General features: G+C 64.2%; 29 protein-coding genes. 15 read left to right on the forward strand and 14 right to left on the reverse strand.

Going from position 1 to position 25,690, the window contains the following annotated elements; all coding sequences use genetic code 11:
• Nucleotides 1-148: 148 nt before the first annotated feature.
• The 4 genes from FJ867_RS29085 (at nt 149) to FJ867_RS19640 (ending at nt 2,466) form a co-directional block, all read left to right on the forward strand.
• On the forward strand, nt 149-397 hold the full coding sequence (locus tag FJ867_RS29085) for a hypothetical protein (protein WP_140514793.1): 249 nt from the start codon (nt 149-151) through the stop codon (nt 395-397).
• 38 nt (nt 398-435) lie between these two features.
• The gene (locus tag FJ867_RS19630) at nt 436-723 is read left to right on the forward strand and encodes a DUF1778 domain-containing protein (RefSeq protein ID WP_140514791.1); all 288 of its coding nucleotides are present in this window, start codon (nt 436-438) and stop codon (nt 721-723) included.
• A gap of 8 nt (nt 724-731) precedes the next feature.
• Nucleotides 732-1,223, forward strand: a complete 492-nt coding sequence (locus FJ867_RS19635; protein ID WP_246675085.1) for a GNAT family N-acetyltransferase — start codon at nt 732-734, stop codon at nt 1,221-1,223.
• A gap of 127 nt (nt 1,224-1,350) precedes the next feature.
• The gene (locus FJ867_RS19640; protein WP_140580949.1) at nt 1,351-2,466 is read left to right on the forward strand and encodes a glycoside hydrolase family 25 protein; all 1,116 of its coding nucleotides are present in this window, start codon (nt 1,351-1,353) and stop codon (nt 2,464-2,466) included.
• Between the two features lie 24 nt (nt 2,467-2,490).
• Here the strand turns inward: FJ867_RS19640 and purD are convergent, their stop codons facing one another.
• Both purD and FJ867_RS19650 read right to left on the reverse strand, forming a co-directional pair.
• The gene (gene purD / locus FJ867_RS19645) at nt 2,491-3,774 is read right to left on the reverse strand and encodes a phosphoribosylamine--glycine ligase (protein WP_140818297.1); all 1,284 of its coding nucleotides are present in this window, start codon (nt 3,772-3,774) and stop codon (nt 2,491-2,493) included.
• 158 nt (nt 3,775-3,932) lie between these two features.
• Nucleotides 3,933-4,754, reverse strand: coding sequence for a phytanoyl-CoA dioxygenase family protein (locus FJ867_RS19650; protein WP_140818299.1), 822 nt, complete (start codon nt 4,752-4,754; stop codon nt 3,933-3,935).
• Between the two features lie 91 nt (nt 4,755-4,845).
• On the opposite strand from FJ867_RS19650, the gene FJ867_RS19655 reads away from it, so the two are divergent.
• Together FJ867_RS19655 and ubiA are read left to right on the forward strand one after the other, a co-directional pair.
• The gene (locus tag FJ867_RS19655) at nt 4,846-5,757 is read left to right on the forward strand and encodes a LysR family transcriptional regulator (protein WP_140818301.1); all 912 of its coding nucleotides are present in this window, start codon (nt 4,846-4,848) and stop codon (nt 5,755-5,757) included.
• A 69-nt stretch (nt 5,758-5,826) separates the two neighbouring features.
• On the forward strand, nt 5,827-6,810 hold the full coding sequence (gene ubiA / locus FJ867_RS19660; protein WP_140818303.1) for a 4-hydroxybenzoate octaprenyltransferase: 984 nt from the start codon (nt 5,827-5,829) through the stop codon (nt 6,808-6,810).
• 75 nt (nt 6,811-6,885) lie between these two features.
• On the opposite strand, the gene FJ867_RS19665 is transcribed toward ubiA, so the two are convergent.
• The 3 genes from FJ867_RS19665 to FJ867_RS19675 all read right to left on the reverse strand — a co-directional run bounded on the left by FJ867_RS19665 (nt 6,886) and on the right by FJ867_RS19675 (nt 10,050).
• Entirely contained in the window at nt 6,886-7,452 is a 567-nt protein-coding gene (locus tag FJ867_RS19665) for a DUF6101 family protein (protein WP_140498020.1), read from the reverse strand.
• Nucleotides 7,453-7,634: 182 nt separating this feature from the next.
• Nucleotides 7,635-9,065 carry an FAD-binding oxidoreductase gene (locus FJ867_RS19670; RefSeq protein ID WP_140818305.1) on the reverse strand — a complete coding sequence of 477 codons (1,431 nt, stop codon included), beginning with the start codon at nt 9,063-9,065 and terminating at the stop codon, nt 7,635-7,637.
• A gap of 10 nt (nt 9,066-9,075) precedes the next feature.
• The gene (locus tag FJ867_RS19675) at nt 9,076-10,050 is read right to left on the reverse strand and encodes an L-threonylcarbamoyladenylate synthase (RefSeq protein WP_140762446.1); all 975 of its coding nucleotides are present in this window, start codon (nt 10,048-10,050) and stop codon (nt 9,076-9,078) included.
• Nucleotides 10,051-10,212: 162 nt separating this feature from the next.
• Here FJ867_RS19675 and FJ867_RS19680 point away from each other — a divergent pair, with 162 nt between their 5' ends.
• Nucleotides 10,213-10,662, forward strand: coding sequence for a hypothetical protein (locus tag FJ867_RS19680; protein WP_140559365.1), 450 nt, complete (start codon nt 10,213-10,215; stop codon nt 10,660-10,662).
• 87 nt (nt 10,663-10,749) lie between these two features.
• Here FJ867_RS19680 and glyS read toward each other — a convergent pair whose 3' ends face one another.
• The 3 genes from glyS to FJ867_RS19700 all read right to left on the reverse strand — a co-directional run bounded on the left by glyS (nt 10,750) and on the right by FJ867_RS19700 (nt 14,874).
• On the reverse strand, nt 10,750-13,050 hold the full coding sequence (gene glyS / locus FJ867_RS19685; protein ID WP_140818307.1) for a glycine--tRNA ligase subunit beta: 2,301 nt from the start codon (nt 13,048-13,050) through the stop codon (nt 10,750-10,752).
• Nucleotides 13,051-13,125: 75 nt separating this feature from the next.
• Nucleotides 13,126-13,788 carry a DUF559 domain-containing protein gene (locus FJ867_RS29090; protein WP_246675086.1) on the reverse strand — a complete coding sequence of 221 codons (663 nt, stop codon included), beginning with the start codon at nt 13,786-13,788 and terminating at the stop codon, nt 13,126-13,128.
• Nucleotides 13,789-13,929: 141 nt separating this feature from the next.
• Entirely contained in the window at nt 13,930-14,874 is a 945-nt protein-coding gene (locus FJ867_RS19700) for a glycine--tRNA ligase subunit alpha (RefSeq protein WP_140818309.1), read from the reverse strand.
• Nucleotides 14,875-15,060: 186 nt separating this feature from the next.
• Here FJ867_RS19700 and FJ867_RS19705 point away from each other — a divergent pair, with 186 nt between their 5' ends.
• The gene (locus tag FJ867_RS19705; RefSeq protein WP_140818311.1) at nt 15,061-15,522 is read left to right on the forward strand and encodes a GNAT family N-acetyltransferase; all 462 of its coding nucleotides are present in this window, start codon (nt 15,061-15,063) and stop codon (nt 15,520-15,522) included.
• A 62-nt stretch (nt 15,523-15,584) separates the two neighbouring features.
• On the opposite strand, the gene FJ867_RS19710 is transcribed toward FJ867_RS19705, so the two are convergent.
• The 5 genes from FJ867_RS19710 to FJ867_RS19730 form a co-directional block, all read right to left on the reverse strand.
• A complete protein-coding gene (locus FJ867_RS19710; protein ID WP_140818313.1) occupies nt 15,585-17,357 on the reverse strand; it encodes a tetratricopeptide repeat protein in 1,773 nt (590 codons plus the stop codon).
• A gap of 159 nt (nt 17,358-17,516) precedes the next feature.
• Nucleotides 17,517-17,984: a DUF1284 domain-containing protein gene (locus FJ867_RS19715; protein ID WP_140497994.1), complete on the reverse strand. Its 468-nt coding sequence runs from the start codon at nt 17,982-17,984 to the stop codon at nt 17,517-17,519.
• A gap of 8 nt (nt 17,985-17,992) precedes the next feature.
• Nucleotides 17,993-18,574 (reverse strand): biotin transporter BioY, encoded by a 582-nt coding sequence (locus FJ867_RS19720; RefSeq protein WP_140818315.1) that lies wholly within the window; start codon nt 18,572-18,574, stop codon nt 17,993-17,995.
• 105 nt (nt 18,575-18,679) lie between these two features.
• Entirely contained in the window at nt 18,680-19,348 is a 669-nt protein-coding gene (locus FJ867_RS19725) for a GntR family transcriptional regulator (protein ID WP_140497988.1), read from the reverse strand.
• A 106-nt stretch (nt 19,349-19,454) separates the two neighbouring features.
• Nucleotides 19,455-20,471, reverse strand: coding sequence for a polyprenyl synthetase family protein (locus FJ867_RS19730; RefSeq protein WP_140818317.1), 1,017 nt, complete (start codon nt 20,469-20,471; stop codon nt 19,455-19,457).
• 165 nt (nt 20,472-20,636) lie between these two features.
• On the opposite strand from FJ867_RS19730, the gene FJ867_RS19735 reads away from it, so the two are divergent.
• From FJ867_RS19735 to FJ867_RS19765, 7 genes are all read left to right on the forward strand, one after another.
• Nucleotides 20,637-20,861, forward strand: a complete 225-nt coding sequence (locus FJ867_RS19735; RefSeq protein WP_135901951.1) for a DUF2007 domain-containing protein — start codon at nt 20,637-20,639, stop codon at nt 20,859-20,861.
• Complete coding sequence (locus FJ867_RS19740; RefSeq protein WP_140564280.1) at nt 20,861-21,661, forward strand: methyltransferase; 801 nt, start codon at nt 20,861-20,863, stop codon at nt 21,659-21,661. Before FJ867_RS19735 ends, FJ867_RS19740 begins: the two co-directional genes overlap by 1 nt.
• Nucleotides 21,662-21,748: 87 nt before the next feature.
• Complete coding sequence (locus FJ867_RS19745; protein ID WP_140497982.1) at nt 21,749-22,612, forward strand: S49 family peptidase; 864 nt, start codon at nt 21,749-21,751, stop codon at nt 22,610-22,612.
• Nucleotides 22,613-22,749: 137 nt separating this feature from the next.
• Nucleotides 22,750-22,935: a hypothetical protein gene (locus FJ867_RS19750; protein WP_140497980.1), complete on the forward strand. Its 186-nt coding sequence runs from the start codon at nt 22,750-22,752 to the stop codon at nt 22,933-22,935.
• Nucleotides 22,936-22,961: 26 nt separating this feature from the next.
• Complete coding sequence (locus FJ867_RS19755) at nt 22,962-23,864, forward strand: 4-(cytidine 5'-diphospho)-2-C-methyl-D-erythritol kinase (protein WP_140497978.1); 903 nt, start codon at nt 22,962-22,964, stop codon at nt 23,862-23,864.
• Nucleotides 23,851-24,405: a molybdenum cofactor biosynthesis protein B gene (moaB, locus tag FJ867_RS19760; protein ID WP_140818319.1), complete on the forward strand. Its 555-nt coding sequence runs from the start codon at nt 23,851-23,853 to the stop codon at nt 24,403-24,405. Before FJ867_RS19755 ends, moaB begins: the two co-directional genes overlap by 14 nt.
• Before the next feature lie 322 nt (nt 24,406-24,727).
• On the forward strand, nt 24,728-24,973 hold the full coding sequence (locus FJ867_RS19765; protein ID WP_140671798.1) for a hypothetical protein: 246 nt from the start codon (nt 24,728-24,730) through the stop codon (nt 24,971-24,973).
• Between the two features lie 148 nt (nt 24,974-25,121).
• Here FJ867_RS19765 and FJ867_RS19770 read toward each other — a convergent pair whose 3' ends face one another.
• Nucleotides 25,122-25,646, reverse strand: a complete 525-nt coding sequence (locus FJ867_RS19770) for a glycosyltransferase (RefSeq protein ID WP_140818473.1) — start codon at nt 25,644-25,646, stop codon at nt 25,122-25,124.
• Nucleotides 25,647-25,690 lie beyond the last annotated feature (44 nt).

Consider the following 25,690-nt stretch of genomic DNA (forward strand, 5'->3'; position numbering starts at 1 on the left):
CTTTGGGCGATCGCCCATCTTCTTTTTACGTAAACGTCAAATTTTGTCACGCTGATTTTGCAATCGCGCCGGCTCGTATTAAATGCGATGGACGCCGGGTCAAAATCGACCGGCAACAGACCAGAACCAGCCGACTGGAAACCAACTCATGCTTGCCAGACCTGACGCCTACCGTTGTATCGAGTGCGGCCTGCCCTACCGGGCGGCGGGGTTCTCATATTATCACGGTGAATTGGAAAACGGCGCCGCCTATTGGTCGGATCGCGGTATATTGTGCTCGCCGAAATGCTCGATCGCCCATCATCGCAAACGCGCGGCCGAAGGCACGCTGCCGCAACAGCCCGCGCCGGATCCGTTTGAAGTTCAGCCATTCGGCCGCGCTGACCGTCGCACTTGATATGTATTCCCGTACATACCGTGCTAGAGGTGATCGAAATGACAAACCAACTGACCCGTACCTCCCGTCTCGAAGCTCGGATATCCCCGGATATGCTGAGTGTGATGAAACGTGCCGCCGAAATCCAGGGCCGCAGCGTCAGCGACTTCGTGGTCTCCGCAGCGCAGGAAGCTGCACAACGCACCATTGAGGAGATCGCTATCATCCGCCTGTCCATCGAGGATCAGCTCGCTCTGGTAGAGGCCATTCTCAATCCGCCCGAACCTAATGAAGCGCTGCGCAAAGCCGCCGACGCCTACAAGCGAGTTGTCGTCGAATCCCGGTGAGTCTAGGCTTGATCATCGAGCCGCTGGGCGGATCGTATGATCGTAAGACATTCAGCTGTGGCGTGCTGGCACTCGGCCAATATCTACACGAGTTGGCAAGCCAGGACGTCAAACGCCGAGTTAGCAACTGCTTTGTCGCCGCGGACCGTGATGTCGATCTCATTGCCGGATACTACACTCTTGCAGCGTCAAATGTGCCCATCACTTCTCTGCCGGAAGACCTGACAAGACGCCTACCGAGTTACCCGGTCCTGCCCGCCATATTGATCGGAAGGTTGGCAGTTGATACCCGATATCAGGGAAAAAGAGTAGGATCGATACTGATCGTGGATGCACTTCGGCGCTGCGCCCAAGCTGCTCCTGCTTCCTTCGCACTGATCGTCGACGCAAAGGACGACATGGCCGCCGCCTTCTATTGCAAATATGGTTTCAGGCCATTTCAAGACCGGCGGTTGTCGCTGTTCCTATCAGTAGCGACGGCGTTGAAGCTGTTCGGCTGACGGACCGCATTGCCTTGAAAGCGAATCCTTAACCATAGCGGTCCAGGATTTGCCTTTGATCAACGGGGATTCCTGTTTGAAGAGAACGGCGCATCTTCTTCGCCGCCCAGCGATCGCTCTCGCGGCGATGATGGCGCTGACAACGGCGGCAAGGGTCTCGGATTTCTCCGAGCCGTGGAAAAGTGCCGACCGGGCGCTTGTCGTCGATGCTTACGAATACAATTCCATCGACTGGGCGCAGCTTGCCACGGACAAGCGCGTCGTCGGCTTCATCAACAAAGCCTCCGACGGCATGTCGCCGCCCTATTCCTGCTCCGGAGACGATACCGAGGTCAAACTCTGCAAGGCACTGTGGAAACGCCATGCGGTGACGCGCGAACTGTTCCAGACGCGCAAGGTGGTCGCCAAGGCCCTCGGCCTGAAATGGGGGGCCTATCACCTCGCCCGCCCCGGCAATCCGGTCGAGCAGGCCAATAATTTCCTCGATTTCGCCGATCCCGCGCCGGACGACCTCATGGCCCTCGACATCGAAGGCATTGATCCCGCGCAATGGATGTCGCTCGACGACGCCGAGGCGTTCGTGCGCCAGGTGCATCGGCGCATCGGCCGCTTCCCGGTACTCTACACCAATGGCAAGACCGCCCAGTATATCGCCGACAACAGCTACAAATACCGGCTGCTGTCGCGGCTGCCGCTCTGGTACGCGCGCTACAAGCCTGACATCGACGTGCATTTTCCCATCGGCAACTGGCAAGGCTATGCGCTCTGGCAGTTTTCGGCGCAGGCCAATTGCGGCCGCTTCCGGTGCCCCTACAGGGTAGCCGGCACGCCCGACGACATCGACGTCAACGTCGCGCCGACAGATGCCGCCACGCTGCGCCAGCAATGGCCGTTCGGCGGGCTGATCGACGTGCCGGCGGATTATCTCGCCAGCGTACCGGTGCCGCTCTCGCGCGAAGCCGCTTTGGCCGGCAAGACCACTCTCATCTACGCCGATGTGGCGACGCCACCGAGTTTCGGGGAAATGGTCGCGGTGCTTGGTTCGCGCTGGTCGAAATTCCGCGACGGGTTCCGCATGCCTGTCGTGAAGACGGTGCCGCGGCGGCCGATCTTCGGCATCGTCCAATATGTCTCCTGGAAGCGCACCGGGCAGCGTACCCCAGCGCAACTCGACGCCGCCTTCGCTGCGGCGGCGGACCCGGTGAGCACCGCTTCTACCGAACCCGACCGCGGCAAACGCTGAAAGCGCGCGACAGGATCCTTGCGGTCAGCTTGCTCCTGCCGCTTCGCGCGCCACGGCCTGCCAGCCAATGTCGCGGCGGCAGAAGCCCTGCGGCCAGTCGATACGGTCGAGCGCGGCATAGGCCTTCTCCTGCGCCTCGCCGACAGTCGCGCCGACCGCGGTGACGTTCAAGACGCGACCGCCATTGGCGACCAGCGCACCGCCATTGATGGCGGTGCCGGCATGGAAAATCTGGGCGCCTTCGCTGGCAGCCTCATCGAGCCCGCGAATGACCGAGCCTTTTTCGGGCGTGCCGGGATAGCCCCTCGCGGCCATGACGACGGTCAGTGCCGCCTCGTCGCTCCAGCGCGCCGATATGTGCGCGAGCTGGCCATCGACGGCGGCATTGAGCAGCACCAGCAGGTCGTCCTTCAGCCGCATCATCAGCACCTGGCATTCGGGGTCGCCGAAGCGGGTGTTGTATTCGATCAGCTTCGGCCCTTCGTCCGTTATCATCAGCCCGGCGAAGAGAATGCCGGCGAAGGAGGCACCCGTTAAAGCCATGCCGCGCATGGTCGGTTCGATGATCTCGCGCATGGTGCGCTCTACCATCTGCGGCGTCATCACCGGGGCCGGCGAATAGGCGCCCATGCCGCCGGTGTTGGGGCCGACATCACCGTCGCCGACGCGCTTGTGATCCTGCGCGGTGCCGAAGGGCAGTGCTGTAGTGCCGTCGCACAGGCAGAAGAAGCTGGCCTCCTCGCCGGTCAGAAACTCCTCGACCACGACTTCCGCGCCGGCCGTGCCGAAAGAGCCGTCGAAACAGGCGTCGAGCGCGGCCAGCGCCTCATCCATCGTCATTGCGACCGTGACGCCCTTGCCCGCGGCAAGGCCATCGGCCTTGATGACAATCGGCGTGCCCATCTTCTCGACATAGGCCTTGGCCGATGCCAGGTCTGAGAAACGGCCATAGGTGGCGGTGGGGATGTCATATCTGGCGCAGAGATCCTTGGTGAAGCCCTTCGATCCTTCGAGCCGCGCCGCCGCACGCGACGGGCCAAAGACGCGGATGCCCCAGCCACGCAGATCGTCTGATATGCCGGCCACCAGCGGCCCTTCCGGCCCGACCACGACGAGGCCGATCTGCTTGTCCTTGCAGAAGGCGGCGACAGCGGAATGATCGGCGATGTCGAGCTTGACCAGCTCCGCCTCGCGGCCCATGCCAGGATTGCCGGGCGCAGCATAGAGCTTGGTCAGCAACGGCGACGCGGCGATCTTCCAGGCGAGCGCATGTTCGCGGCCGCCGGAGCCGAGAAGAAGAACGTTCATGGCCACCTCTTGATGCCTGTAATCTTCCAAAGAACCCGCTATTGCTCTCTGGACGACGGGTCAAGGCATCCGGGCGATTTGGTCGAAATTGCGCACGGGAACGTTACCCCTGCCCAAGAATCGGCGGCGTCCTCCGCCGCCGATTTCGGGCAAGCGCCTCAGCTCTGGAAGACGATCGGGAACCAGTCCTCGCGCAGCTTCTGCCCCGGCTGCATGCCATGGCCATGATAGGGCGGCGAGGTGCGCCCCGGCCGTTCGACATAACGGGCGTCGTCACCAACCCAGCGCAGCGATAGCGCACGCCGCCGCGCCGCAGTGAGGTTGCCGCGTGCGCCATGCGCTGTCCTGAAATCGAACAGGATAGCATCGCCCGGCTCCATTTCCCATTCAAGCACCTCCAGCGAGGGGTCCGTGTCTGGATCCGGCACCGGCAGGTAGTCGCCCTCGTCGGCATAGAAATTGCTGTCGTCGAGCCAACGCACCGGCAGGATCATCTTGTCCCATTTGTGCGAGCCGGCAATCAGCCGCAGCGTTGCCTCCTTTACAGGGTCGATAGGGATCCAGAAGCTCACCGTCTGCCGGCCGTCGACGAAGTAGTAAGGGATATCCTGATGCCAGGGCGTCGGCTTCTGGGTGCCCGGTTCCTTGACAAGGACATGATCGTGGAAGAACTGCGCCGTGCGCGACCGCATCACCGCGGCCGCCAGTTCGGCCGCCGGCGATTCGCGGACCAGCTTGACGAATTCGGGAATGCGTTCCCAGTTGCAGTAATCGTCGAAGAAGCTGCCGCGGCCGTTGGCGATGTCCGAGGCGGTGGCGCTGCGGTTTTGCATGTTGCGCTCGATGCCGGCGGCGATCGTTTCGACCCAGTCCTTGAAAGCGCCGCGGATGCAGACAGCGCCGTCGCACTGGTAATCCGCTATTGTCCGCGCATCGATCAAGCCTGTGTCGATCGCGCGAGGTGCGGTCTGGGAAGCCATGGCATTCTCCTTTCAGGGATCGATGCCACTATCGCAACTCTCTTTCATTTAGTAAAATAATAACTTCTGATCCGTCATATAGTTATACTCTATGGGCCCTACCCTCACGCAATTGCGCTATCTGGTTGCCGTCGCTCGCCATGGCAGCGTTACCCGCGCGGCTAGGGCGTTGAACGTTTCACAGCCGTCCATTTCGGTGGCGATCGACGCGGTCGAACAGGATTTCGGCCAGAAACTCTTCGTGCGCCAGCGCGGAAGCGGCGTTTCGCTGACATCCTTCGGCCGCGCCGTGGTGGCCAAGGCGAAACAGGTCCTTGCCGAGACGGACGAGCTCATCGGTCTCGGCTCGCGCAAGTCGGCGCTCGGGGGCGAACTGGTGCTCGGATGCTTCGAAGATCTGGCGCCTTATTTCGCGCCGGCCCTGATCCGCGCCTTCTCGGAACGCCATCCTGAGGTTGCAGTGATCGTGCGCGACGAGACCTTCGAGACGCTCGGGCGGCGCCTCGGCGATGCCGCCGTCGACCTCGGGCTCACCTATGATCTTGGGCTGCCTTCGCATTTCGCCCGCATCCTGCTGCATGAGCTCAGGCCGCACGCGCTTTTGCCGGCTGGACACGCGCTGGCGGATCGTCCCGATGTCAGCCTGGCCGATCTGGCCGCCTATCCGCTGATCACGACGGACCAGCCGCATAGCTGGCAGCACATGCTGGACCTGTTCCGCAGCCGTGGCCTGTCGCCGGTCGCCGACAGGCAGACAAGCTCGTTCGAACTCCAGCGCAGCATGGTGGCCAACGGCTTCGGCGTCGCCGTCAGTTACACGAGGCCGCATGGCGACCGCAGCTATGACGGCTTGCCTCTCGTCTGCAAGCCGCTTTCCGATCCGCTGCCCATGCAGCGCATCATCCTCACCCATGACACGCACCAGCGCCTGCCCAATGCCGTGCTGGCCTTCGTCGACGTGGCAAAGAGCTGGTTCTCCGCCCGCGACATCTTCGCCTCCTGAAGCGCTGACGAATGCCACTGCCCTGCTCGCCGCTTGACGGTTTGCGCGGCTGCTGCCACTCCATCGTTCATGGAAACGGTTCAGTCGAAAGCAGCCCAGGGCCGCGTCGCCGACGCGCCGAACGGCCATTGGGTGTACCGCGTGCTGCCGCGGCCGATATGGCCCTATGCGCAGCTTGCCCGATGGGACAGGCCGATCGGCTGGCAGTTGCTTCTGTGGCCGTGCTGGTGGTCCGCGGCTCTCGCGGCCAGCGCCTATCCGCGCCCGGGCGATCCGCTGCCTTCGCTGCTGCCGGCGCCCTTGTATCTCGTGCTGTTCCTGGCCGGCGCCATCGCCATGCGCGGCGCCGGTTGCACCTATAATGATCTGGCCGACGAGGACATCGACAATCAGGTCGAGCGCACGCGCTCGCGGCCGCTTCCGTCGGGCAAGGTCACGCGGCGGGGGGCATGGCTGTTTGTCATCCTGCAGGCACTGGTCGGACTTGCCGTGCTCTTGCAGTTCAACAGCTTCGCCGTCCTGCTCGGCGCCTGTTCGCTGGCCATCGTCGCCATCTATCCATTCATGAAACGGATCACCAACTGGCCTCAACTGGTTCTTGGCCTTGCCTTTTCCTGGGGCGCGCTGATGGGATGGGCGGTTGAGTTCGGCGACCTGGACGGGCCGGCCGTCATGCTCTATCTCGGCTCGATCCTGTGGGTGATCGGCTACGACACGATCTATGCGCACCAGGACAAGGAAGACGACGCCATCGTCGGCGTACGCTCGACCGCGCGCCTGTTCGGCGACAACACCAAGTCGTGGCTGGCCGGGCTTTACGGCGGCGCGCTTGTCTGCTTCGCCATCGCCTTCGCGTCAGCGCAGGCCCCTGTCGTGGCTCTGGCCGGACTTATCGCCGCCGGCGCCCACATGGCGCGGCAGATCCTGGTGCTGGATATCGACAATCCGGATCAATGCCTGCGGCTGTTCAGGTCGAACAACCAGGTCGGCTGGCTGATCTTCCTCGGCCTCATCGGCGGCGCGCTGTGGGTGGCGCTGAAGCCGCTGGTGTAGTTTTCTTTCCCTTCTCCCCGTTTACGGAGAGAAGGTGGCGGCAGCCGGCGCCAGCCTTCCAGACAGAATTTCAGCCTATTCGCGCGCGATGATCTCCTCGCCGCCGATCACCAGCCTGAGACCGAGGTCACCCGCCCTGCGGCGGGCGAGGAAGCGCGGGCGGCGCATGGTCGAAACGCGGCCCTTGCGGCGGTCCTGCGGCGGCAGCGTCTTGATGGCCGCGCCGAGCGATTCCTCCAGCGTGCGGGCGATGCCGTCCGATTCGATCAACAGCATCGGCAGGCGATAGGCGTCGGCCCAGGCGCGCCAGTCGGCGGCGACGTCGTCGAGATCGTCGGCCACCAGCAGCGGCACCGACAGCATCGGATCATTGTGCAGGAGTTCCAAAGTCACCGTGACGTTACCTTCCGGGTCCTCCATCGCGCGGGCGGCAACGCCGCGGAACGCATTGGCGGGCAGAGCGATGATTGCCGGTACGCCGCTCATCTCGAGCAGGCGGCGGATCACGGCGCCACGGTGGTCGATGGTGAAGGTCACGTCGCCATAGTCGTCGCGCGTGGCGTAGCTTACCACCTGCGGCAGGCGGAATGGGTCGAGGCGCATGTTGCGTCCCGCCCAGACTGGCTTCAGTCCAGTGTTCATTGAATGCCTTCCTGTTTCTCCTGAGAGCCGGTGTCCGGTTCTCTCCGGGCCAGTTTTCCCGGCCTCGTTATGGGGAAACAGTAGCGCGGCCTCCTTACCGCCGCGCTTAAGAAAGTCGGTTAAATTTTGCTGATCACGGGGATGGTTATCGGAATGCGACCGAGCGCTTGAATCCGAAAGGATCAGATAACCTTACCAGGATTCATGATGCCGGCGGGGTCGAAGGCCTGCTTGACCCTGCGCATCAGGTCGATTGCCATCGGCGGGGCGGTGGCGATCAGTTCGTCCCGCTTCAACTGGCCGATGCCGTGCTCGGCCGAGATCGAGCCGTGGAAGGAGCGCACGACGTCGTGCACGGCCTTGTTCATGGGGTGGTAGAGATCGAGGAACGCCTGGTCGTCGCCGTCGACTGGCCGCGAGATGTTATAGTGGAGATTGCCGTCGCCCATATGGCCGAAGCAGACCACGCGCGCTCCGGGGCTGACCGAAGCCACCGCGCCGGCGGCCTCTTCGATGAAACGTGGGATCGATGCCACCGGGACCGAAATGTCATGCTTGATCGAGGCGCCCTCGGGCTTCTGCGCGTCGGGCAGCACCTCGCGAAAATTCCAGAAGGCATCGCCTTGCGCAAGGCTGGCCGCGATCACCGCATCGCCGACGATTTCCTGTTCCAGCCCGGCCCCGAGCACGTCCTCGATCAAGGCCCTGGCATCTTCCGGTGAACGGCCGGACGAGATCTGCATCAGCACATACCACGGCCAATCCTGCGCCAGCGGCCGCACCACGCCCTGGGCATGCGCCAGCGTGAAATCGTAGGGCCGCTTGCCGATCAGCTCGAAGGCGGTGAGCGCGGCGCCGGCGCGGTCCGTCGCCAGGCTGAACAGCGACAGCGCCGCCTCGGCCGACGGCAGGCCGACGAACGCGACCTCGCGACCTTTCGGCTTCGGGAACAGTTTCAGCACGGCGGCGGTGATGATGCCGAGCGTGCCTTCGGCGCCGACGAACAGGTTCTTGAGGTCGTAGCCGGTATTGTCCTTCTTCAGCTTGCGCAGATCGTCGAACACTTCGCCGGTCGGCAACACCACCTCGACGCCGAGGCAGAGCTCGCGTGCATTGCCATAGGCCAGCACGCCGGTGCCGCCGGCATTGGAGGAAAGATTGCCGCCGATCTGGCAGGAGCCCTGCGCGGCCAGCGACAGCGGAAACAGCCGGTCTGCGGCATCGGCCGCTTCCTGCAACGTCTGCAAGATGACGCCGGCCTCCGCCGTCACGGTGTTGGACAAGACATCGATCTCGCGGATGCGGTTCAGCCGCGACAGGGACAGCACGATCTCGCGGCCGGAGTTGTCCGGCACCTGGGCGCCGACCAGCCCGGTATTGCCGCTTTGCGGCACGACCGGCGTTGCCGTCTCGGTCGCCAGCCGCATGATCCGGCTGACCTCCTCGACGCTGCCTGGCCGCAGCACAAGCGATGTCGCGCCATGCCACAGCCCGCGCCGTTCGGTGATGTAGGGTGCTATATCGCGCTGGTCGCGCAGCGCGTATTTCTCACCGACGATCGCCGCGAAGCGGTCGATGAGAGCGGTGTCGGGAATCTCGGCGATGTCGGTCATGTGCGCGAAACTATGTTGGCGGCAAGCTATTGTCACGCGGCGCGGCGGCCCGCGAAAGCCGATCGTTGATCGCTTCGCCGAGCCCGTCGAAGGGAACCGGTTCGACGGCGATGATCCGCGCGCCGCTGCGATCGAGCTCCTGCATGTAGGCGAAAAGATTGCTCGCCGCTTCGCGCAGGTCGCCAGCCTCGGACAGATTGAGGCAGGCGGCCGCGTTTTGCCAGCCTTCGGCGCGACGTTTGCCGAAGGCCAGCAGCGCCTCGCCTTCGCCGACGGTCCCGGCGTTGAGCCGCACCGCGGCGTCAGGCGCATAGTGCGAGGCAAGCATGCCCGGCGCCTCGACACCGGCGTCGGCGCCGCGCAACAACTCCATGCCGACGACCGCCTCGATTTCCTGGGCGGCAATCCCGCCGGGCCTCAGCAGACGCAATTTTCCCTCTTCGGCCTTGACGATGGTCGATTCCAGCCCGACCGGCGTCGCCCCGCCATCGACGACCAGCTTTATGCGTGCGCCGAGATCAGCCGCCACGGCTTGCGCCGTCGTCGCGCTGATCCTGCCGGAGGAATTGGCGCTGGGGGCCGCAAGCGGCCGGCCGAGCCTTGCAATCAGGTCGCCGCCAAAGCCCCTCGGCATGCGCAAGGCGATCGTGTCGAGCCCGGCGGTGACCAAAGGATGGGTGCCGTTGCCGGGCCGCTGCGGCAGCACCAGCGTCAAAGGACCTGGCCAGAACGCAAGCGCCAATTTCCTCGACAGCGGATCGAACACAGCGATGCGCTCGGCCATCTCCATATCGGCGATATGGGCGATCAGAGGGTTGAAGCGCGGCCGCCCCTTGGCCTCGAAGATGCGCGCCACGCCGATGCCGTTGGTGGCGTCGCCGGCGAGCCCATAGACGGTCTCGGTCGGAATGGCGACCACCTCGCCGCTTTCAAGCAGCGCCAATGCCCGTTCCATCGCCTCGCCGACGGCAAGAATTTCAGCCACTCTGGTCACCTCACGAATGCCGGCTGCGTAGTACGATGGCGTCCAAGGGGCAAGCCCGGCCCTTGGCGATTTAACAATCCCTAAAATGCTACGGTTCCGCGAAAGCCGGCATCAATTCCGACCCGCTATCGTGGGGCTTCCGGGTAATGGGGAGCTTTCATCGTGTCTGTGCGTATTTGGGGAACGCTGGGTGTCACTCTGGCGGCGATGGCCGGCGGGGCCCAGGCCTCGTCACTGGTCTTTCCCGGAGCGCCGTCCGCAACGCCGTCCATTGTCACGCTGGAGGCAGCCGACGCTGCCCAGGCAGGCGATACGCGGTCGGTCACCGCACTCGGCGACCCTGACGTCACCTATGAAAAGGTGGCGGCGATCCCGAACGCGCCTGAGGCGCGGCACGGCTTCCTGCAAAACCCGATGATCATTCGCGGCGGTATCGTCGGCAGCGCCTTCTCGACGCCCACGCAGGCCAAGGTGCCGGCCACTGCCCCTGCAACCGCCACCGCTTCGACGGCACCGGCGGCGAATGGGCAGAAGACCCCGGCGACATCACCGGCAGCCGCGCCGGCGGCGGCAGCGCAGCAGCCCGTCCCTGGAGTCGGCAAGCTCAAGTAGCGGCTGTCTTGACGTCGGTCCGGCGTCCGGCACCATTGCCGGACAGGCCGCTTTTGCGCCGTGGACGAGTGTCGCCGCCTGAAGTCTCTAGCCCGCGATCTTGGAGAAATCCGCAACCTGGTCGGTGGCCGCGCGGATGCGGGCGAGCAGCGCCAATCGATTGGCGCGCACGGCCTGATCCTCATCATTCACGAGAACGCGTTCAAAGAATGAATCAACCGGTTCGCGCAAAACGCTAAGCGCCAGCATGGCGGCGGAAAAGTCTTCGTTTTGAATCGCTTCGCCGGCTTGCTTCTCGGCCTGATTCACCGCCGCGAACAGCGATTTCTCGGCATCCTCGCGGAACAGCGCGGGCTCGACGGTTTCGGCGATCGCCGTTTTCTTCTTCTCCTCGGCAGCCAAAATATTGGCCGCGCGCTTGGTGCCGGCAAGCAGGTTCTTGCCGTTCTCGGTGTCGAGGAAAGTGCCGAGCGCCTCGACGCGGCGTACGATCTGCAGCAGGTCATCCGACTGCGGCGTGATGACAGCGTCGATCAGGTCGTGGCGAGCGCCCTGATCGCGCAGGTAGACTTTCAGGCGGTCGTGGAAGAAGGCGAGGAGGTCTCGGACCTGATCCGTACTGCCAACCGTGTAATTCATGGAGGCGCTGCCGAAGATCGTCGTCAGCCCCAGTCGAATGCGGTTCTCGACCAAAATCCTCACCACGCCGAGCGCAGCGCGGCGCAGCGCGTAAGGATCCTTCGAGCCGGTCGGTTTTTCATCGATGGCCCAGAAGCCGACAAGCGTATCCAGCTTGTCGGCGAGCGCGACGGCGATCGACACCGGATCGCTCGGCACGTAATCGGACGGCCCCTGCGGTTTGTAGTGCTCTTCGATGGCTGCCGCCACGGACGGATGCTCGCCCTGGAGCAACGCGTATTTGCGGCCCATGGCGCCCTGCAATTCGGGAAACTCGCCGACCACTTCGGTGGTCAGATCGGCCTTGGCGAGAACCGCGGCGCGAGCGGCGAGCGCGGGATCGGCGCCGACGAGCGGCGCCAGTTCCTCCGCCAATCGCCTGATCCGCTCCACGCGCGCGCCCTGCATGCCAAGCTTGGCATGGAAGGTCACATTGAGGTGGTCGAGGCGCGCGATGCGCTGGTCGAGAGGCTTCTTCAGGTCAAGCCCGAACTTTTTCGCCGACGCCTCGAGCTCAGCGAGATCAGGCAGATCGCCCTGGTCGGTCGTCCAGAAATAGAGCGCGTCGGAGAGGCGCGCGCGCACCACCTTGCCGTTGCCGTGGGCGATCTCCTTGCCGCCGTCACTAGCCTCGATATTGGCGGTGAGGATGAAACGGTTGGAAAGTTCGCTGATCTCCCCCCTTGAGGGGGAGATGCCCGGCAGGGCAGAGGGGGTCGTCTCACGTGGAGCGCCGGCGTCCTCTGTGTGCGAAAGGGAGTCGCGTCCCGTCGTGCCGACCCCCTCTGTCGGCTTCGCCGACATCTCCCCCTCGAGGGGGGAGATTGGGCGCGATGTCACAAAGCACTTCTGGTTGGCGCGGATGGTCAGGCGGATCACCTCGGCCGGAATGGCCAGGAAAGCGTCTTCGAACGCGCCCATCAGCACGACAGGCCATTCCACCAGCCCGGACACCTCTTCCAGAAGCCCCTCGTCCTCGACCAGATCAAGCCCGTTGGCGAAAGCGAGGTTGCGGGCATCGGCAAGGATGATCTCCTTGCGCCGGTCTGCGTCGAGCACGACCTTGGCCGCTTCCAGCTTGCTTACATAGTCGTCGAAGCGGCGCACGGTGATTTCGCCGGGCGCGTGAAAGCGGTGGCCGTAAGTGACATTGCCCGAACGGATGCCGTCGATCTCGAAATCGACCACGACCGGCTCCTCGGTTTCCGGACCGAAGGTGCACAGGATCGATTGCAGCGGCCGCACCCAGCGCAGCGAGCCGGGCTTGGCCGAGGCCGGCCCCCAACGCATCGATTTCGGCCACGGGAAATTGCGGATGATGTCAGGCACCAGTCCGGCGATGATCTCTTCCGCCGCCCTGCCCGGCTTCGAGACATGGGCGACGTAGAAATCGCCTTTCTTCGGGTCGGAATGGACGTGTGCCTCGGCGACCGAGGAAAGCCCGGCCTTGCGCAGGAAGCCCTGGACCGCCTGTTCCGGCGCCGTCGTCGACGGCCCCTTGATCTCCTCGCGGATATCCTTCGAGCGCGCGGTCAGGCCCCTGATGTCGAGCGCCAGTCGCCGCGGTGTCCAGTACTCGCGCGCCGCCTCGTAGGTCAGCCCTGCCTCGACCAGGCCGTCGGTCAGCATCTTCCTCAGATCGCCAGCCGCCTTGCGCTGCATGCGGGCCGGGATTTCCTCGGAGCGAAGTTCTAGAAGCAGGTCAGGCATGGATAGCTCCTCACCCTCCCCTCGATGGGGAGGGTCGGCGCGTCAGCGCCGGGGTGGGGTGGCGGCGTCTCAATCTCAAGCGCCTTCGGCGTCTGGCGGACGAAGGTCTGTTTTTCGTTCTTCCACCGCCGCATAGATCGTATCGAGCACGGAATCCAGTTCGTTTTTGATTTCGTGGTTCCAGAAACGGATGACACGATAGCCCTGACTTTCGAACCATTTTGTCCGAATTTCGTCGTGTCGTTGCTGACGATCGAAACTGTGGTGAGCGCCGTCCACCTCGACGATCAGTTTCAGGCGGTGTGAGATGAAATCAGGGAAGTAAATACCGACCGACGCCTGCTTGCGAAAATGAGTGCCTTCCACCGGGATGCGCCATAGGTGCCGCCACAAGATGCGTTCTTCGTCGGTCATCGCCGCACGAAGCCGTTGCGCCGACCGCAGTTTGAACCGATCGAGTTTCGGCATGAGAAGTCGCGCTGTCACCCCCACCCGCCGCTTCGCGGCGACCTCCCCCATCCAGGGGGAGGTAAAGAGGCCATAGCAACTCGGCTGGCCGCTGTCACCCTTTCCAGAAATTTTGGGCGTCCTGTCGGGACGGGATGATCCCACTCGTCCTTGGATCAAAGATTTCCATGAACCGAACGCAGCGCTGAAGCGACCCACGCTCAGGCAGAGAGCTATTGGCTGAACGACCATGAAAACGGCATCCAGACTTTTGCAAATCCTGGCGCTCATCGCCTGCTTCACCGCTCAGGCCCATGGCGCCTTCTCGATGCCGGGCGTGCGCCAAGCATTGCGTATAATGGCCGGCCCGAGCGGCCAGATTCTATCGCCGATCAACGCTTCCCTCGAATTGATGAGCGAAAATGCCTGAGCTCAGGCCGCCAATCCGCCGGCCTGCGTCTTCAAGAACGCCTCGCCACAGGCTTTCGCCAGATTGCGCACGCGCAGGATATAGCTCTGCCGCTCGGTGACGGAGATCACGCCGCGGGCGTCGAGCAGGTTGAAGACGTGGCTGGCCTTGATGCACTGGTCGTAGGCGGGAAAGACCATGCGGTGCATAGGCAGATTGTCGTTCGATGCGGGCGCGCCGGCCTCAAGCAGCGCTTTGCATTCGGCCTCGGCATCGTCGAAGTGGCGCAGCAGCATCGCCGTGTCGGCGTATTCGAAATTGTGACGCGAATATTCTTGCTCGGCCTGCAGGAAGACATCGCCGTAGGTGACCTTGTCGGCGCCGTCGCGGCCGTTGAAATTGAGGTCGTAGACATTGTCGACGCCCTGCACATACATGGCCAATCGTTCCAGGCCATAAGTGAGTTCGCCGGCAACCGGTGCGCATTCGATGCCGCAGACCTGCTGGAAGTAGGTGAACTGCGACACCTCCATGCCGTCGCACCAGCATTCCCAGCCAAGGCCCCAGGCGCCCAGCGTCGGGCTTTCCCAATCGTCTTCGACAAAGCGGATGTCATGCAGCAGCGGGTCGACGCCGATCGCCGCCAACGAGCCGAGATAGAGCTCCTGCAAGTTGGGCGGATTGGGCTTCAGGATCACCTGATACTGGTAGTAGTGCTGCAGCCGGTTCGGATTCTCGCCGTAGCGGCCGTCCTTGGGGCGGCGCGAAGGCTGGACGTAGGCGGCGTTCCAGCGCCTCGGTCCAAGCGCCCGCAGCGTCGTGGCCGGATGGAAGGTGCCGGCGCCGACCTCCATGTCGTAGGGCTGGAGGATGACGCAGCCATAGTCCGCCCAGTAATTGTGCAGAGTCAGGATCAGCCCCTGAAAGGAGCGGCTGGGATGCATATGGGCGGGGATTTCAATCGTCACGGTGGCCTCGGCTGCAAGGGCTGACTTGCGGCCCCGTCCTAGAGACACGGCGGCGAAGCGTCAAGCAAGGCGCGGGCGTCGCGAGGCATGTCGAAAGCTTTGCGAGCGGCTGGCCCATTGCCGGCGATGAGCACGTGCCTTCTGGTGAACGCTCACAACTCCGCCTCGCCAGACAACAGGTCAGCCATGCCCAACTCCATCACCGTCCGCCCGGTCACGCGCCAGGATTTCGCGCAATGGCTGCCGCTGTGGGACGGCTACAACGCGTTTTACGGGCGCTCGGGCGAGACGGCGCTGGCAAGCGAGATCACCGCCATGACATGGTCGCGCTTCTTCGACGCCTATGAGCCGGTGCATGCGCTGGTTGCCGAAAGTGAAGGACGGCTCGTCGGCCTCGTGCACTACCTCTTCCACCGCAGCACCACGGCGATCGCGCCAAACTGCTACCTGCAGGATCTTTTCACCGACGAGACCTTGCGCGGCAAGGGCATCGGCCGGGCTCTCATCGAGGGCGTCTACGAGCGGGCGCAGGCGGCCGGTTCGGGCCGGGTCTACTGGCTGACGCACGAGACCAATCACACCGCCATGAAGCTCTACGACAGGATCGGCGAACGCTCGGGCTTCGTCGTCTACCGCAAGCTGTTCTGACGTGGCTGCCAACGAAAACGGAGCCCGACAAGGGCCCCGTTCACGACCAACATCATTTCATTTTAGCCCTTCGGCGCAGCCGGTGCCGGCTTGACCTTGGGGGTTTCCTGCGCCGTGTTGGACTCGATCGGCGGCAGGCCCTTCATCAGCTTCTGCTGCAAGGCGGCAAGCACGTCGGGATCCGGCTTCAGGTCGCGCGCCTGGTTCCACTGGAAGGTGGCTTCCAGCTTGCGGCCGACGCGCCAATAGGCGTCGCCGAGATGGTCGTTCAGCACCGGATCTTCCGGCTTCAGCGACACCGCGCGTTCCATTTCGCGCACCGCGTCATCGTACCTGCCGAGGCGGAAATAGGCCCAACCCAGCGAGTCGACGATGTAACCGTCGCTCGGCCTGAGATCGACGGCCTTCTGTATCATCGCCAAGCCTTCCTTCAGGTTCATATTCATGTCGACCCAGGAATAGCCGAGATAGTTCAGCACCTGCGGCTGGTCGGGCTGCAATTCCAACGCCTTGCGGAAATTGGGCTCGGCCTTCGGCCATTCCTTCAGCCGCTCATAGGCGATGCCGCGCTGGTAGAAGATATTCCAGTTGGCGGCGGTCGGCGTCTTCAGCGCCTCGACGGCCTTGTCGTAGAGATTGGCGGCGGAACGGAAATCCTCCTTCGACGAGTAGACCCCACCAAGCGCCAGATAGGCGCGCATGTCGTTGGGATGCGCATCGACGAAGGCCTTCAGATGCGTGATCGCCTCGTCATGGCGATCGAGATCGGCCAGGTTGAGGCCAAGCTGTAAGTCCGAAAGCTCCTTCAGCGGCGAGGTATCCGGTATCCGTCGGTAGAGCGCGATGGCCCCCTCGCCGTCCTTCAGCTGTTCGGAAACGGCGGCAAGCTGCACCAGGGCGGCATCGCTGTCGGGTTTCAGCGCCAGCGCATACTGCAGATAGAGCCTGACGAAAGGCTCACCGCCGCCGCGATTGAGCGCGGTTGCCAGATCGAGCAATATCTCGGAGGCGCCGTCGGATGGGCCGGCTATGAAGGGCGGGATCTTGTCGCCCTTGCTGATCCTGTCGCGCAAGGCGACAATTTCCAGCTTGCCCGGCGAAAACGCCTCGGCCTGGTCGAGCACCGATACCGCCTTGGCCGTGTCGCCCTTGCGGGCCAGGAACGAGGCATAGGCCTGCGCATTGCGCATCCATGTTTCGGGAGCCGCGCTGCCGGCGGCGGTGTCCTGCATGGTCGCGGCATAGATCGCGTCGGCCTTCTCAGGCATGTTGGACGCGTCGGCGATCAGCGCGCGGTGGAAGGATTTGAACAGGCCGAACCAGTCCGGCCCCTGCAGCTTGTCGATGGATGCCATCGCCTCGCTGGGGTCGCCGGCGCCCTCTTGGGCCCAGCCGGACATGACGCCGGAGATCAGCCGGTCGAGATCGGATTCCAGCGACAGCTTCAACCAATACTGCGCCTTGGAAAAATCCTTCTTGTGGAAGGAATCGACCGCCAGCGCCAGGCGCGAGAACCGTTCGACGTCGGGAACTTCCTTGAGCTTGTCGGCATAGACAAGGGATTCGTCGAAGCGGCCTTGCGCGATCAGCGACAGCATCAGGCTCTGCTGCAGGCCCGTATCGCTTGGATCGAAGGCCAGGGCCTGCTTGTAGTAGGCAATGGCATTATCCAGGTCGTTGTCACCCTCGGCGATCCGGGCAGCCAGATAGGCTCCCGAGAAAGATGTGATCTTCACCGGTTCGGTGGTCTGCTTGGCATAGGCCGGCAGCGCCGAAATCGCCATGCCCGTCACAAGTGCCAGCCTTGTCAGCCAGCGCGCACGTCCCTGCTGCATCGTATCCCTTTCAGCCAGGCGCCATCTCCGCGTCAGCGGGATCGACGTAGATTCGATCTTTCGGAGAAAAGCATGGCCTTTTTGGGGTCACGCTTCAATCCGCCTCGAATTCACAATCGGGTCACCCGATTAACAAACCATGCCGGCAAAGAACGGCTTTCAGCCCGAAACCGGCGCATCGGCGTCAGGAGTGCCCGGAAGACCGGAGGGCCGCAGGCGCGCGCCCTGATATCCGCCTGACGCCACCGCGCTGCACAGGCCGCTCCATTCACAGCCTCGGCAGGCCTCGCGCGTGAGGCCGGCCGAGAAGGCCTGCCGCATCCGCGCCAGCATGTCCGCACCGGGATCGAGGCGCGCACCGGCCCGGATTGGTCGCCCGAGCAAGGCGCCGGCATCGTGGGCGGCAAGCCGGTCCCGCTCGGCGGCGCTGTCCCGCAGGCAATGTGGCTCCTGTTCATCCAGCAACGGTGCGCAGATGTCGTCCGGGCCGGACACGACCAGTATGTCCTCGCCCCGGCCAAGGCGCTGCGCGATACCGTCGTAGTTGGCCGTGAATGCGGGGCTGTATCCCTTGCCCACATAGGTGAGCAGGCAAAGGAGGTGATGAGCGCGCAGCCTTATCGTCACGGCTGGCGCTATTTCGCCTTGCCGCGCGGGAGCGCCATCAGCGTGGCGGCGCCAAGCGCCGACTTGAGCAGGCCACCGAGGACAAACGGCAGGAAGCCGAAGGCAACAGCCTTCTCGGCGCCGATGATGACGGCGAGCCACGCCGTGCCAAGGGCTAGGCACAGCAGGTTGCCGAGCAGCATGGCGACGAAGGCAAGCACGACCCTGCCGCCGTTCCAACCGCGCTCCGCCAGCCAGCCGACCAGTGCGCCGACAACCGGGAAGGCGAAGAGATAGCCGCCCGTCGGGCCAATAAAATGTTGTACGCCGGCAGCCCCGCCGGCCAGAACCGGGAAGCCGACCGCACCCTCGGCCAGCCAGGCGGCGATGGTGATCGCGCCCAGCCGCCAGCCGTAGAGCGCGCCGACCAGCGTCACGGCAAAGGTCTGCATCGTCACCGGAACCGGCACCATCGGCACCTCGATGTAGGAGGACAGCGCCAGGAACAGGGTGCCGAGCACGACGGCGCCCGCCTGCCAGCCGAGCGATCGCTCCTGAAGCCGGAGCGGGCTGAAGGACGGTTTTGCGGACGAGAACGCGATGTCGGTCATAGGGGCTCCCTTGGTCGATCCAAAATTATAGATAATTTTTGCCTTCGATCTATTATCGAAGCCACAATTTTCGGACGATGGCAAGGCACGCCTTGCGCAAGGCGGTTAGCCCACGATCGCGAAGGCCTCTCGCGTGGTGCCGGAGGCTGTCCTGACCGGCTTGCGGCCAATCCATTGCACGTGCCGCCCCAATGTCGCCGCGGCCGATTCGGTGTTGCCCTGCCGCAAGGCGGCCAATATCGCCCGGTGGTCCTGGTCGGTACGGGTCTCCCATTCCGAGCGCCATGCGGCGAACAGGAAACGGGCGCTTGCGGCGTGCAGGTCATCGATGGTGGCGAGAAGACGCGACATGCCGCATGGCGTCAGGATCAACCGGTGAAAGGCGCGGTTGGCTTCTTCCCACGACCTGACGTCCCGGGATTTGTCGCCGGCCTTGCTGGCCTCCTCGGCCCGATCGAGAATAGCGGAGGTCAGATGCGGCGCCGCGTGGCGCAGCGCCAGCACTTCGAGCGCCGCCCGCATTTCGGCGACCTCCTTGACCTCGCCGAGGTCGAAAGCCGCCACGCGCACGCCGCGGCGCGGTTCGCTGACGGCGAGGCCTTGCGCCTCGAGGCGGCGAAAGGCCTCGCGCACGGGCACATGGCTGGTATTAAACTCCTCGGCGACATGGTCCTGCCGCAACCGGGCGCCCGGCTCGATCGCGCCCGAGATGATGCGATCCGCCAGAACCTTGCCGATGCGCACCGCGATGGTGTCGTCCGTGCCCTTTGCCATGTTTTATAGATAATTTGCAGCCGGGCAGCTTGTCGAGGCGGCGGAGAAGGATTCACGGATTTCTCCCCAGCACGAGCCAGAGGAGAGCTGCGTGAAAGGCAGCGGCTCAGTTCACCCGGCTGATGCAGAAGTCGATGACGTCGATCAGCGCCGATTTCTGCGGCGTCGCCTCCAGCGGCGCCAGCGCGTCGCGGGCGATCTCGCCGAAATGACGGGCGCGCCCGATCGTGTCGGCGATCGCGCCGTGGTGGGTCATCAGCCCGATCGCCTTTCCGAGGCCGGCGTCATCGGTGACATTGTCCTCGATGGCCCGCTTCCAGAAGGTGCGCTCGGCCTTGCTGCCGCGCCGGTAGGCGAGAATGACCGGCAGCGTCACCTTGCCCTCGCGAAAATCGTCGCCGACATTCTTGCCCAGATCCTTGCTGGTGCCGCCATAGTCCAGCGCATCGTCGATCAGCTGGAAGGCGAGCCCGAGATTCATGCCGTAGGAGCGCAAGGCGGCGCGGTCGTTGCGCGTCGCCTGGGCGATGACGGGGCCGACCTCGGCGGCAGCCGAGAACAAGGCCGCGGTCTTGGCCTTGATGACGGCGAAATGCTCGTCCTCGGTGGTCTCCAGGTTCTTGGCGGCGGCAAGCTGCATGACCTCGCCCTCGGCGATGATCGAGGCCGCGCTCGACAGGATGTCGAGCGCCTCCAGCGAACCGACATCGACCATCATGCGGAATGCCTGGCCAAGCAGGAAGTCGCCGACCAGCACGCTAGCCTGGTTGCCCCAGATCATGCGGGCCGTCTTCTTGCCGCGTCGCATGCCGCTCTCGTCGACGACGTCGTCGTGGAGCAGCGTCGCCGTGTGCATGAACTCGACCGATGTGGCGAGCTTGACGTGGCCCTCGCCGGCATAGCCGAACATCTGTGCGGCGGCGAGCGTCAGCATTGGCCTGAGCCGCTTGCCGCCCGACGAGATCAAGTGGTTGGCGACCTCCGGGATCATCTCGACATCGGATCCGGCCTTCGACAGGATCAAATCGTTGACGCGCCCCATGTCGGCCGCCGTCAGGTCGATCAGATCCTTGATGGAGGCGGGTTCCCGCTTTCCGTTTTCGATGTTGAGAACGACACCCACGACAAACTCTCCCGTCTGATGTAACGCGTGCGACGGCACCCTTAGTTCCGTTACGGACTCTAGGGCGGCGAACGCGGCCACGGCAAGTGGCGAATTGGCGCGGCTTCTCTGGTTTCGGGCCTCGCATGCGTTTACATGAACGCGGCAAACTGAGAGTTTCGTCCGATGATAGAGCTCATTCGCACCAACGACGCGGTCATCATCTCCTTCGTCGAATCGCTGATGCGCGATGCCGGCATCGGCTGCTTCGTGGCCGACCAGAATATGAGCGTGCTCGACGGCTCGCTCGGCATCCTGCCGCGGCGCGTCATGGTCGACGCCGACAAGGCCGACGCGGCGCGGCGCATCCTGACGGATGCCGGCATCGCCAACGAGATCCGCCAAAAATAATGTCCGCCGCGCCAGCCGCTCTCGCCCCGGACACGCCAGCCCACACGGTCGATGCCTTCCATCGCGGCCGGTTCTGGCTGGTGCAGCCCAAGCATGGCGGCCATCGCGCCGGCATGGACGCCATGATGCTGGCGGCTGCCGTGCCGTCCTCCTTCGGCGGGCGTCTCGCCGATTTCGGCGCCGGCGCCGGTGCCGCGGCACTTGCCGTTCTGGCGCGCTGCCCGACGGCCCGGGCCGTGCTGGTCGAACGCGCGCCGGAAATGGCGGCTTTCGCCGCGGCCACGCTCGCGCATCCCGGCAACGCTCACCTCGTCGACCGCGCTTCGGTGCTCGTCGCCAATGTCGCGCTTTCGGGCCGCGCCAGGACGGCGGCCGGCCTCGGCGACAATGATTTCGATTTCGTCATCATGAATCCGCCCTTCAACGCCGCGCAGGACCGCGCCACGCCCGAGCGCTTGAGAAAGGAAGCGCATGTCATGGAGGACGGGCTGTTAGAGGGCTGGATCCGCAGTGCCGCAGCGGTGGTCAGGCCGCGCGGCGGGCTTGCCATCATCGCGCGGCCCGAGCAACTCGGTTCGCTTCTCGATGCGATCGCGGGCCGTTTCGGCGACGCCGAGATGCTGGCCGTGCATCCCCGCCCCGATGCCGCGGCGATCCGCATCATCGTCAGGGCAACGCTCGGGGCGCGCGGCAAACTCGCCATCCGGCCGCCTTTGATGCTTCACGCGCAGACGGGCGACGGCCCGTCGGAACGGACGGAGATGATCAACAACGGCCTCGCCTCCCTGTTCGGAGATTGAACACAACCTGGCCGCGATGGCCGCGGCATTGCCGTTGGCCTTGAAATTCCTACATGCTGGCAACCCATCGAGCGGAGATCGACCTCAGTGAAACGCCTTTTCAACCGCCTGCTGCCGAAATCCTGGCGTTCCACGGTCGTCACCATTCCGGTTATCCGGTTGCACGGCACCATCCTGGCGGGCGGCGGCCCGTTCCGTCCCAGCCTGTCGCTTGCCTCCACCGCCGGGCTGATCGAAAAGGCGTTTTCCTTCGACGCGCCTGCGATCGCCATCTCCATCAATTCGCCCGGCGGCTCGCCGGTGCAGTCGCGGCTGATCTTCAAGCGTATCCGCGACCTGGCGATCGAGAAGAACAGAAAGGTGCTGGTCTTCGTCGAGGACGTCGCTGCCTCGGGCGGCTACATGATCGCGGTCGCCGGCGACGAGATTTTCGCCGATCCATCGTCCATCGTCGGCTCGATCGGCGTGGTCTCGGCTTCGTTCGGCTTCCCGGAGCTGATGAAGAAGATCGGCGTCGAGCGCCGCGTCCACACGGCAGGGCAGAACAAGTCGGTGCTCGATCCGTTCAAGCCCGAGAAAAAGGAAGACATCGAACGGCTGAAGGCGCTGCAGCTCGAAGTGCACGAAACCTTCATCGATCTGGTCAAGGAGCGGCGCGGCACGAAGCTCAAGGACGATCCCGACCTGTTCACGGGCCTGTTCTGGACCGGCAAGCGCGGCCTGGAGCTTGGGCTTGTCGATGCGCTCGGCGACATGCGATCCGTGCTCAAGACGCGGTTCGGGGCGAAAACCCAACTCAAGCTGATCTCGGCGCCGCGCGGTTTGTTCGGCCGCTTCGGGCTGTTCGGCTCGAGCAAGGGATTTTCGGCGCCCGATATTGCCGCCGCTGCCACCGGGGGCGTGATCGATGCGGCGCAAGAGCGCGCTTTGTGGGCGCGCTTCGGGCTTTGAAAACCCGGCAAAACCGTCTAGCATGAACCTCGAAGTTCCATGCATGTCGTTTTTCTCCAGAAACCGCCTTTGGACGACATGCGCCAACCGACCCGACCGGCCGCCCTTCGCCGGCCCAGCGTGGGAGGAGTTTTGATATGCCGCAGATCATTTTCTTCGCCGTCGTCGGGATCGCCGCTTATTTTGGCTACCGCACCTTCATCCGCGAGGCCGAGCGTGTAACCGCCAAGGTGCGGCGCACCGAAAAGCAGACGGCAAACGGCGCGATGGGGACGCTGGTGAAGGATCCGAAGACCGGCGAGTACCGGCTGGCCAAGGACTGATCCTCATTTCACTCGCAATCGAGAGCCTGGAATCCGGCCAGCGCGTCCGGATATGGCCGGCGCCCGCCAAGATAAACCTCGCTCTGCATGTCACCGGCAGGCGCGATGACGGGTATCATCTGATCGAAAGCCTGGCGGTGTTCACGCGCTTTGGCGACAGGATCGAGATCGCGCTTGCCGAGCGAGACGATTTCAGCGTGTCCGGCCGCTACGCTCCGGATGTTCCCGTCGACGGCAGCAATCTGGTGCTCAGGGCGCGTGACGCGCTGCGGCAGGCAGCCGGTCCTCGCGGCACGCCGCCGGTCGCCATCAAGCTCGAAAAGAACCTGCCCGTCGCTTCCGGCGTCGGCGGCGGGTCGAGCGATGCGGCAGCAGTTCTGCGCGGGCTTGCGGCAAGCTGGCAACTCGACATCGACGATGTCGCGCTGGCGCGGATCGGGCTTTCGCTTGGCGCCGATATTCCCATGTGTCTGGCAGCCAGGCCGCTGATTGCACGCGGCATCGGCGAGGAGCTGTCGATCGTGCCTGATTTCTCGGCGCTCGGACTGGTGCTGGTCAATCCCGGCAAGGCGGTCTCGACCGCCGACGTATTCAACGCGCTGTCGCGGCGCGACAATGATGCGCTGCCGCCGCTGCCGCATGTGGTTGACTTCCACGGCCTGCGCAACTGGCTGGAGATAACGCGCAACGATCTCGAGCCGGCGGCCCGCGCCATCGAGCCCGCCATCGGCAAGGCACTTTCGGTGCTGAACAAGGCCGGGGCCGGTTGTGCCCGCATGTCGGGTTCCGGCGCCACGTGCTTCGGCCTGTTCGAGACCGGCAATGTCGCCAAGCGCGCGGCCGCGGACATCCGCGCCCGGCAACCCGACTGGTTCGTCGCCGCGACGCGCAGCATGACGGCGGAGGCAGATGCCCATGGCCAGGACTGACGAGAGCCGTTCCTTCATTCCGGTCCGCATCGCGGTGCTGACCGTTTCCGACACGCGCAGCCTTGCCGACGACAGGTCCGGCCAGACGCTGGCCGATCGCATCGCGGATGCCGGCCACATCCTCGCCGCCCGCGACATTGTCACCGACGATGGAGACAAGATCCGCAACAAGGTGCTCGGCTGGTCGAAGGATGATGGGATCGATGTGGTCATCACCACCGGCGGCACCGGCTTCACCGGGCGCGACGTGACGCCGGACGCGCTGGAGCCGATCTTCGAAAAGCGCATGGATGGTTTTTCCGAGGTGTTCCACCGCATTTCCTACGACAAGATCGGCACCTCCACGATCCAGAGCCGGGCGACCGGCGGCGTCGTCAACGCCACCTTCGTCTTCGTGCTGCCGGGCTCGCCCGGCGCCTGCAAGGATGCCTGGGACGGCATCTTGAAGGCGCAGCTCGACTACCGGCACATGCCCTGCAACTTCGTCGAGATCATGCCGCGCCTGGACGAGCACCTGCGGCGCGGCATGTCGGCTCCGTGAAAGCCGAGGCAAGGCGCTGGTTTCACGCCGCGTTTGCCAGGCAGAACACCGCCTTCGCCTTCGAAAGACCATTCCAAACCGGATGCGGCAGGACGTATCGTCTCGCGGCGGCGGCCATCGCCGTTGAAGACGGGCGGACGCGATGACAGTGCATAATGGCGGGTGCCATTGCGGCAACATACGCCTTCGATTTTCAACCGAGCTCGATCCATCGAAAATCGAGGTTCGCGCCTGCCAGTGCTCGTTCTGTACGAAGCATGGCTCGCGCGCCGTCGCCGATCCGGACGGCAGACTGGTCATCTCAGTCAAGGACATCCAGCGATTGAAGAAATACCGTTTTGGATTGGGGACGGCCGACTACCTTATCTGCGGTGAATGCGGTGTCTATACCGCCGCAATCGCCGGAGAGGACGATGCCAGGGCAATCGTCATCATCAACGCCCTGGACGATCAAAGGTCGTTCAGTCAGGAACCGATCCCGGTCGACTACGACGCGGAAAGCAAGGCACAGCGTCAAGCCAGACGTCGTCTTCGCTGGATGCCTGTCGAGATGCGTTTTAGCGAATGACCGGCTCGCCGTGGAAGCGCCGGCGCGAGGACCGCGAGACACCGAAACCACTTCCATCATCAGCCGCGGCCTGCGCGCCGGCACCCGCGTGATCGGAAACTGGCTGCGCGTCACATGTGCAACGCACGTAGACAGAGCAGCTGCAAAATCATTTGGACGGGCGGTGCTCTTGTTTTGCCGGAGCGGCCCAGATTTCGGCATCCAGCCGCTTGGTCGCCAGGCCGCGAGCGAGAGCCTCGGCGCTGCCGGCTCTTTTCGACAAGGATGTGGCCTGGCGCTTGCTGATCAGCAGCCCGTCGGCCAAGGCACGGTTTCCCGAGAAGATACGGGCCAGGAATGGCGCGCGGCCGGCGCGTGTGCGTGAAAACCGCGCCGCCATGGTTTGCCTCGCTGTATGCGCAACGACCTCGCCGATCCATCCGTCGACCAGCCGCGCGCCCGGTTCCAGCAGCAACAGCCAATCGCCCTTCGCGTGCCGGATGGCCGCCGCGACGCCGTCGGTCGCATACTGGCACCCGGCATGCTCGGCGACGCGATGGGTCTGGTCGGTGGAACCGGCGTCGCAGACGATGACCTCGCGAACCACGCCCTCCACGGCGCCGCCGATCAGCGTCGCCAAGGTGCGAGCGAGGCCCTCCTCGTCATTGTGGGTCTCTATGAGAACGGTGAGCATCATTTGCCGAATAGCGGAAAGCGGAACGCAGCGCCAGTTTTTGC

This window comes from Mesorhizobium sp. B2-5-3, assembly GCF_006441005.1.
In the GTDB taxonomy this organism is placed as follows: Bacteria; Pseudomonadota; Alphaproteobacteria; order Rhizobiales; family Rhizobiaceae; genus Mesorhizobium.

Excerpts from the sequence above, each read along its gene's own strand:
- purD (WP_140818297.1), bottom strand. The coding sequence starts at position 3,774 with ATGAACGTTCTTCTTCTCGGCTCCGGCGGCCGCGAACATGCGCTCGCC.
- FJ867_RS19750 (WP_140497980.1), top strand. The coding sequence starts at position 22,750 with ATGCCGCAGATCATTTTCTTCGCCGTCGTCGGGATCGCCGCTTATTTT.
- FJ867_RS19720 (WP_140818315.1), bottom strand. The coding sequence starts at position 18,574 with ATGACCGACATCGCGTTCTCGTCCGCAAAACCGTCCTTCAGCCCGCTC.
- FJ867_RS19655 (WP_140818301.1), top strand. The coding sequence starts at position 4,846 with ATGGGCCCTACCCTCACGCAATTGCGCTATCTGGTTGCCGTCGCTCGC.
- moaB (WP_140818319.1), top strand. The coding sequence starts at position 23,851 with ATGGCCAGGACTGACGAGAGCCGTTCCTTCATTCCGGTCCGCATCGCG.
- FJ867_RS19650 (WP_140818299.1), bottom strand. The coding sequence starts at position 4,754 with ATGGCTTCCCAGACCGCACCTCGCGCGATCGACACAGGCTTGATCGAT.
- FJ867_RS19725 (WP_140497988.1), bottom strand. The coding sequence starts at position 19,348 with ATGGCAAAGGGCACGGACGACACCATCGCGGTGCGCATCGGCAAGGTT.
- glyS (WP_140818307.1), bottom strand. The coding sequence starts at position 13,050 with ATGCCTGACCTGCTTCTAGAACTTCGCTCCGAGGAAATCCCGGCCCGC.
- FJ867_RS19710 (WP_140818313.1), bottom strand. The coding sequence starts at position 17,357 with ATGCAGCAGGGACGTGCGCGCTGGCTGACAAGGCTGGCACTTGTGACG.
- FJ867_RS19630 (WP_140514791.1), top strand. The coding sequence starts at position 436 with ATGACAAACCAACTGACCCGTACCTCCCGTCTCGAAGCTCGGATATCC.
- FJ867_RS19670 (WP_140818305.1), bottom strand. The coding sequence starts at position 9,065 with ATGACCGACATCGCCGAGATTCCCGACACCGCTCTCATCGACCGCTTC.
- FJ867_RS19665 (WP_140498020.1), bottom strand. The coding sequence starts at position 7,452 with ATGAACACTGGACTGAAGCCAGTCTGGGCGGGACGCAACATGCGCCTC.
- FJ867_RS19740 (WP_140564280.1), top strand. The coding sequence starts at position 20,861 with ATGTCCGCCGCGCCAGCCGCTCTCGCCCCGGACACGCCAGCCCACACG.
- FJ867_RS29090 (WP_246675086.1), bottom strand. The coding sequence starts at position 13,788 with ATGAGCGCCAGGATTTGCAAAAGTCTGGATGCCGTTTTCATGGTCGTT.
- FJ867_RS19770 (WP_140818473.1), bottom strand. The coding sequence starts at position 25,646 with ATGCTCACCGTTCTCATAGAGACCCACAATGACGAGGAGGGCCTCGCT.
- FJ867_RS29085 (WP_140514793.1), top strand. The coding sequence starts at position 149 with ATGCTTGCCAGACCTGACGCCTACCGTTGTATCGAGTGCGGCCTGCCC.
- FJ867_RS19735 (WP_135901951.1), top strand. The coding sequence starts at position 20,637 with ATGATAGAGCTCATTCGCACCAACGACGCGGTCATCATCTCCTTCGTC.
- FJ867_RS19705 (WP_140818311.1), top strand. The coding sequence starts at position 15,061 with ATGCCCAACTCCATCACCGTCCGCCCGGTCACGCGCCAGGATTTCGCG.
- ubiA (WP_140818303.1), top strand. The coding sequence starts at position 5,827 with ATGGAAACGGTTCAGTCGAAAGCAGCCCAGGGCCGCGTCGCCGACGCG.
- FJ867_RS19640 (WP_140580949.1), top strand. The coding sequence starts at position 1,351 with ATGATGGCGCTGACAACGGCGGCAAGGGTCTCGGATTTCTCCGAGCCG.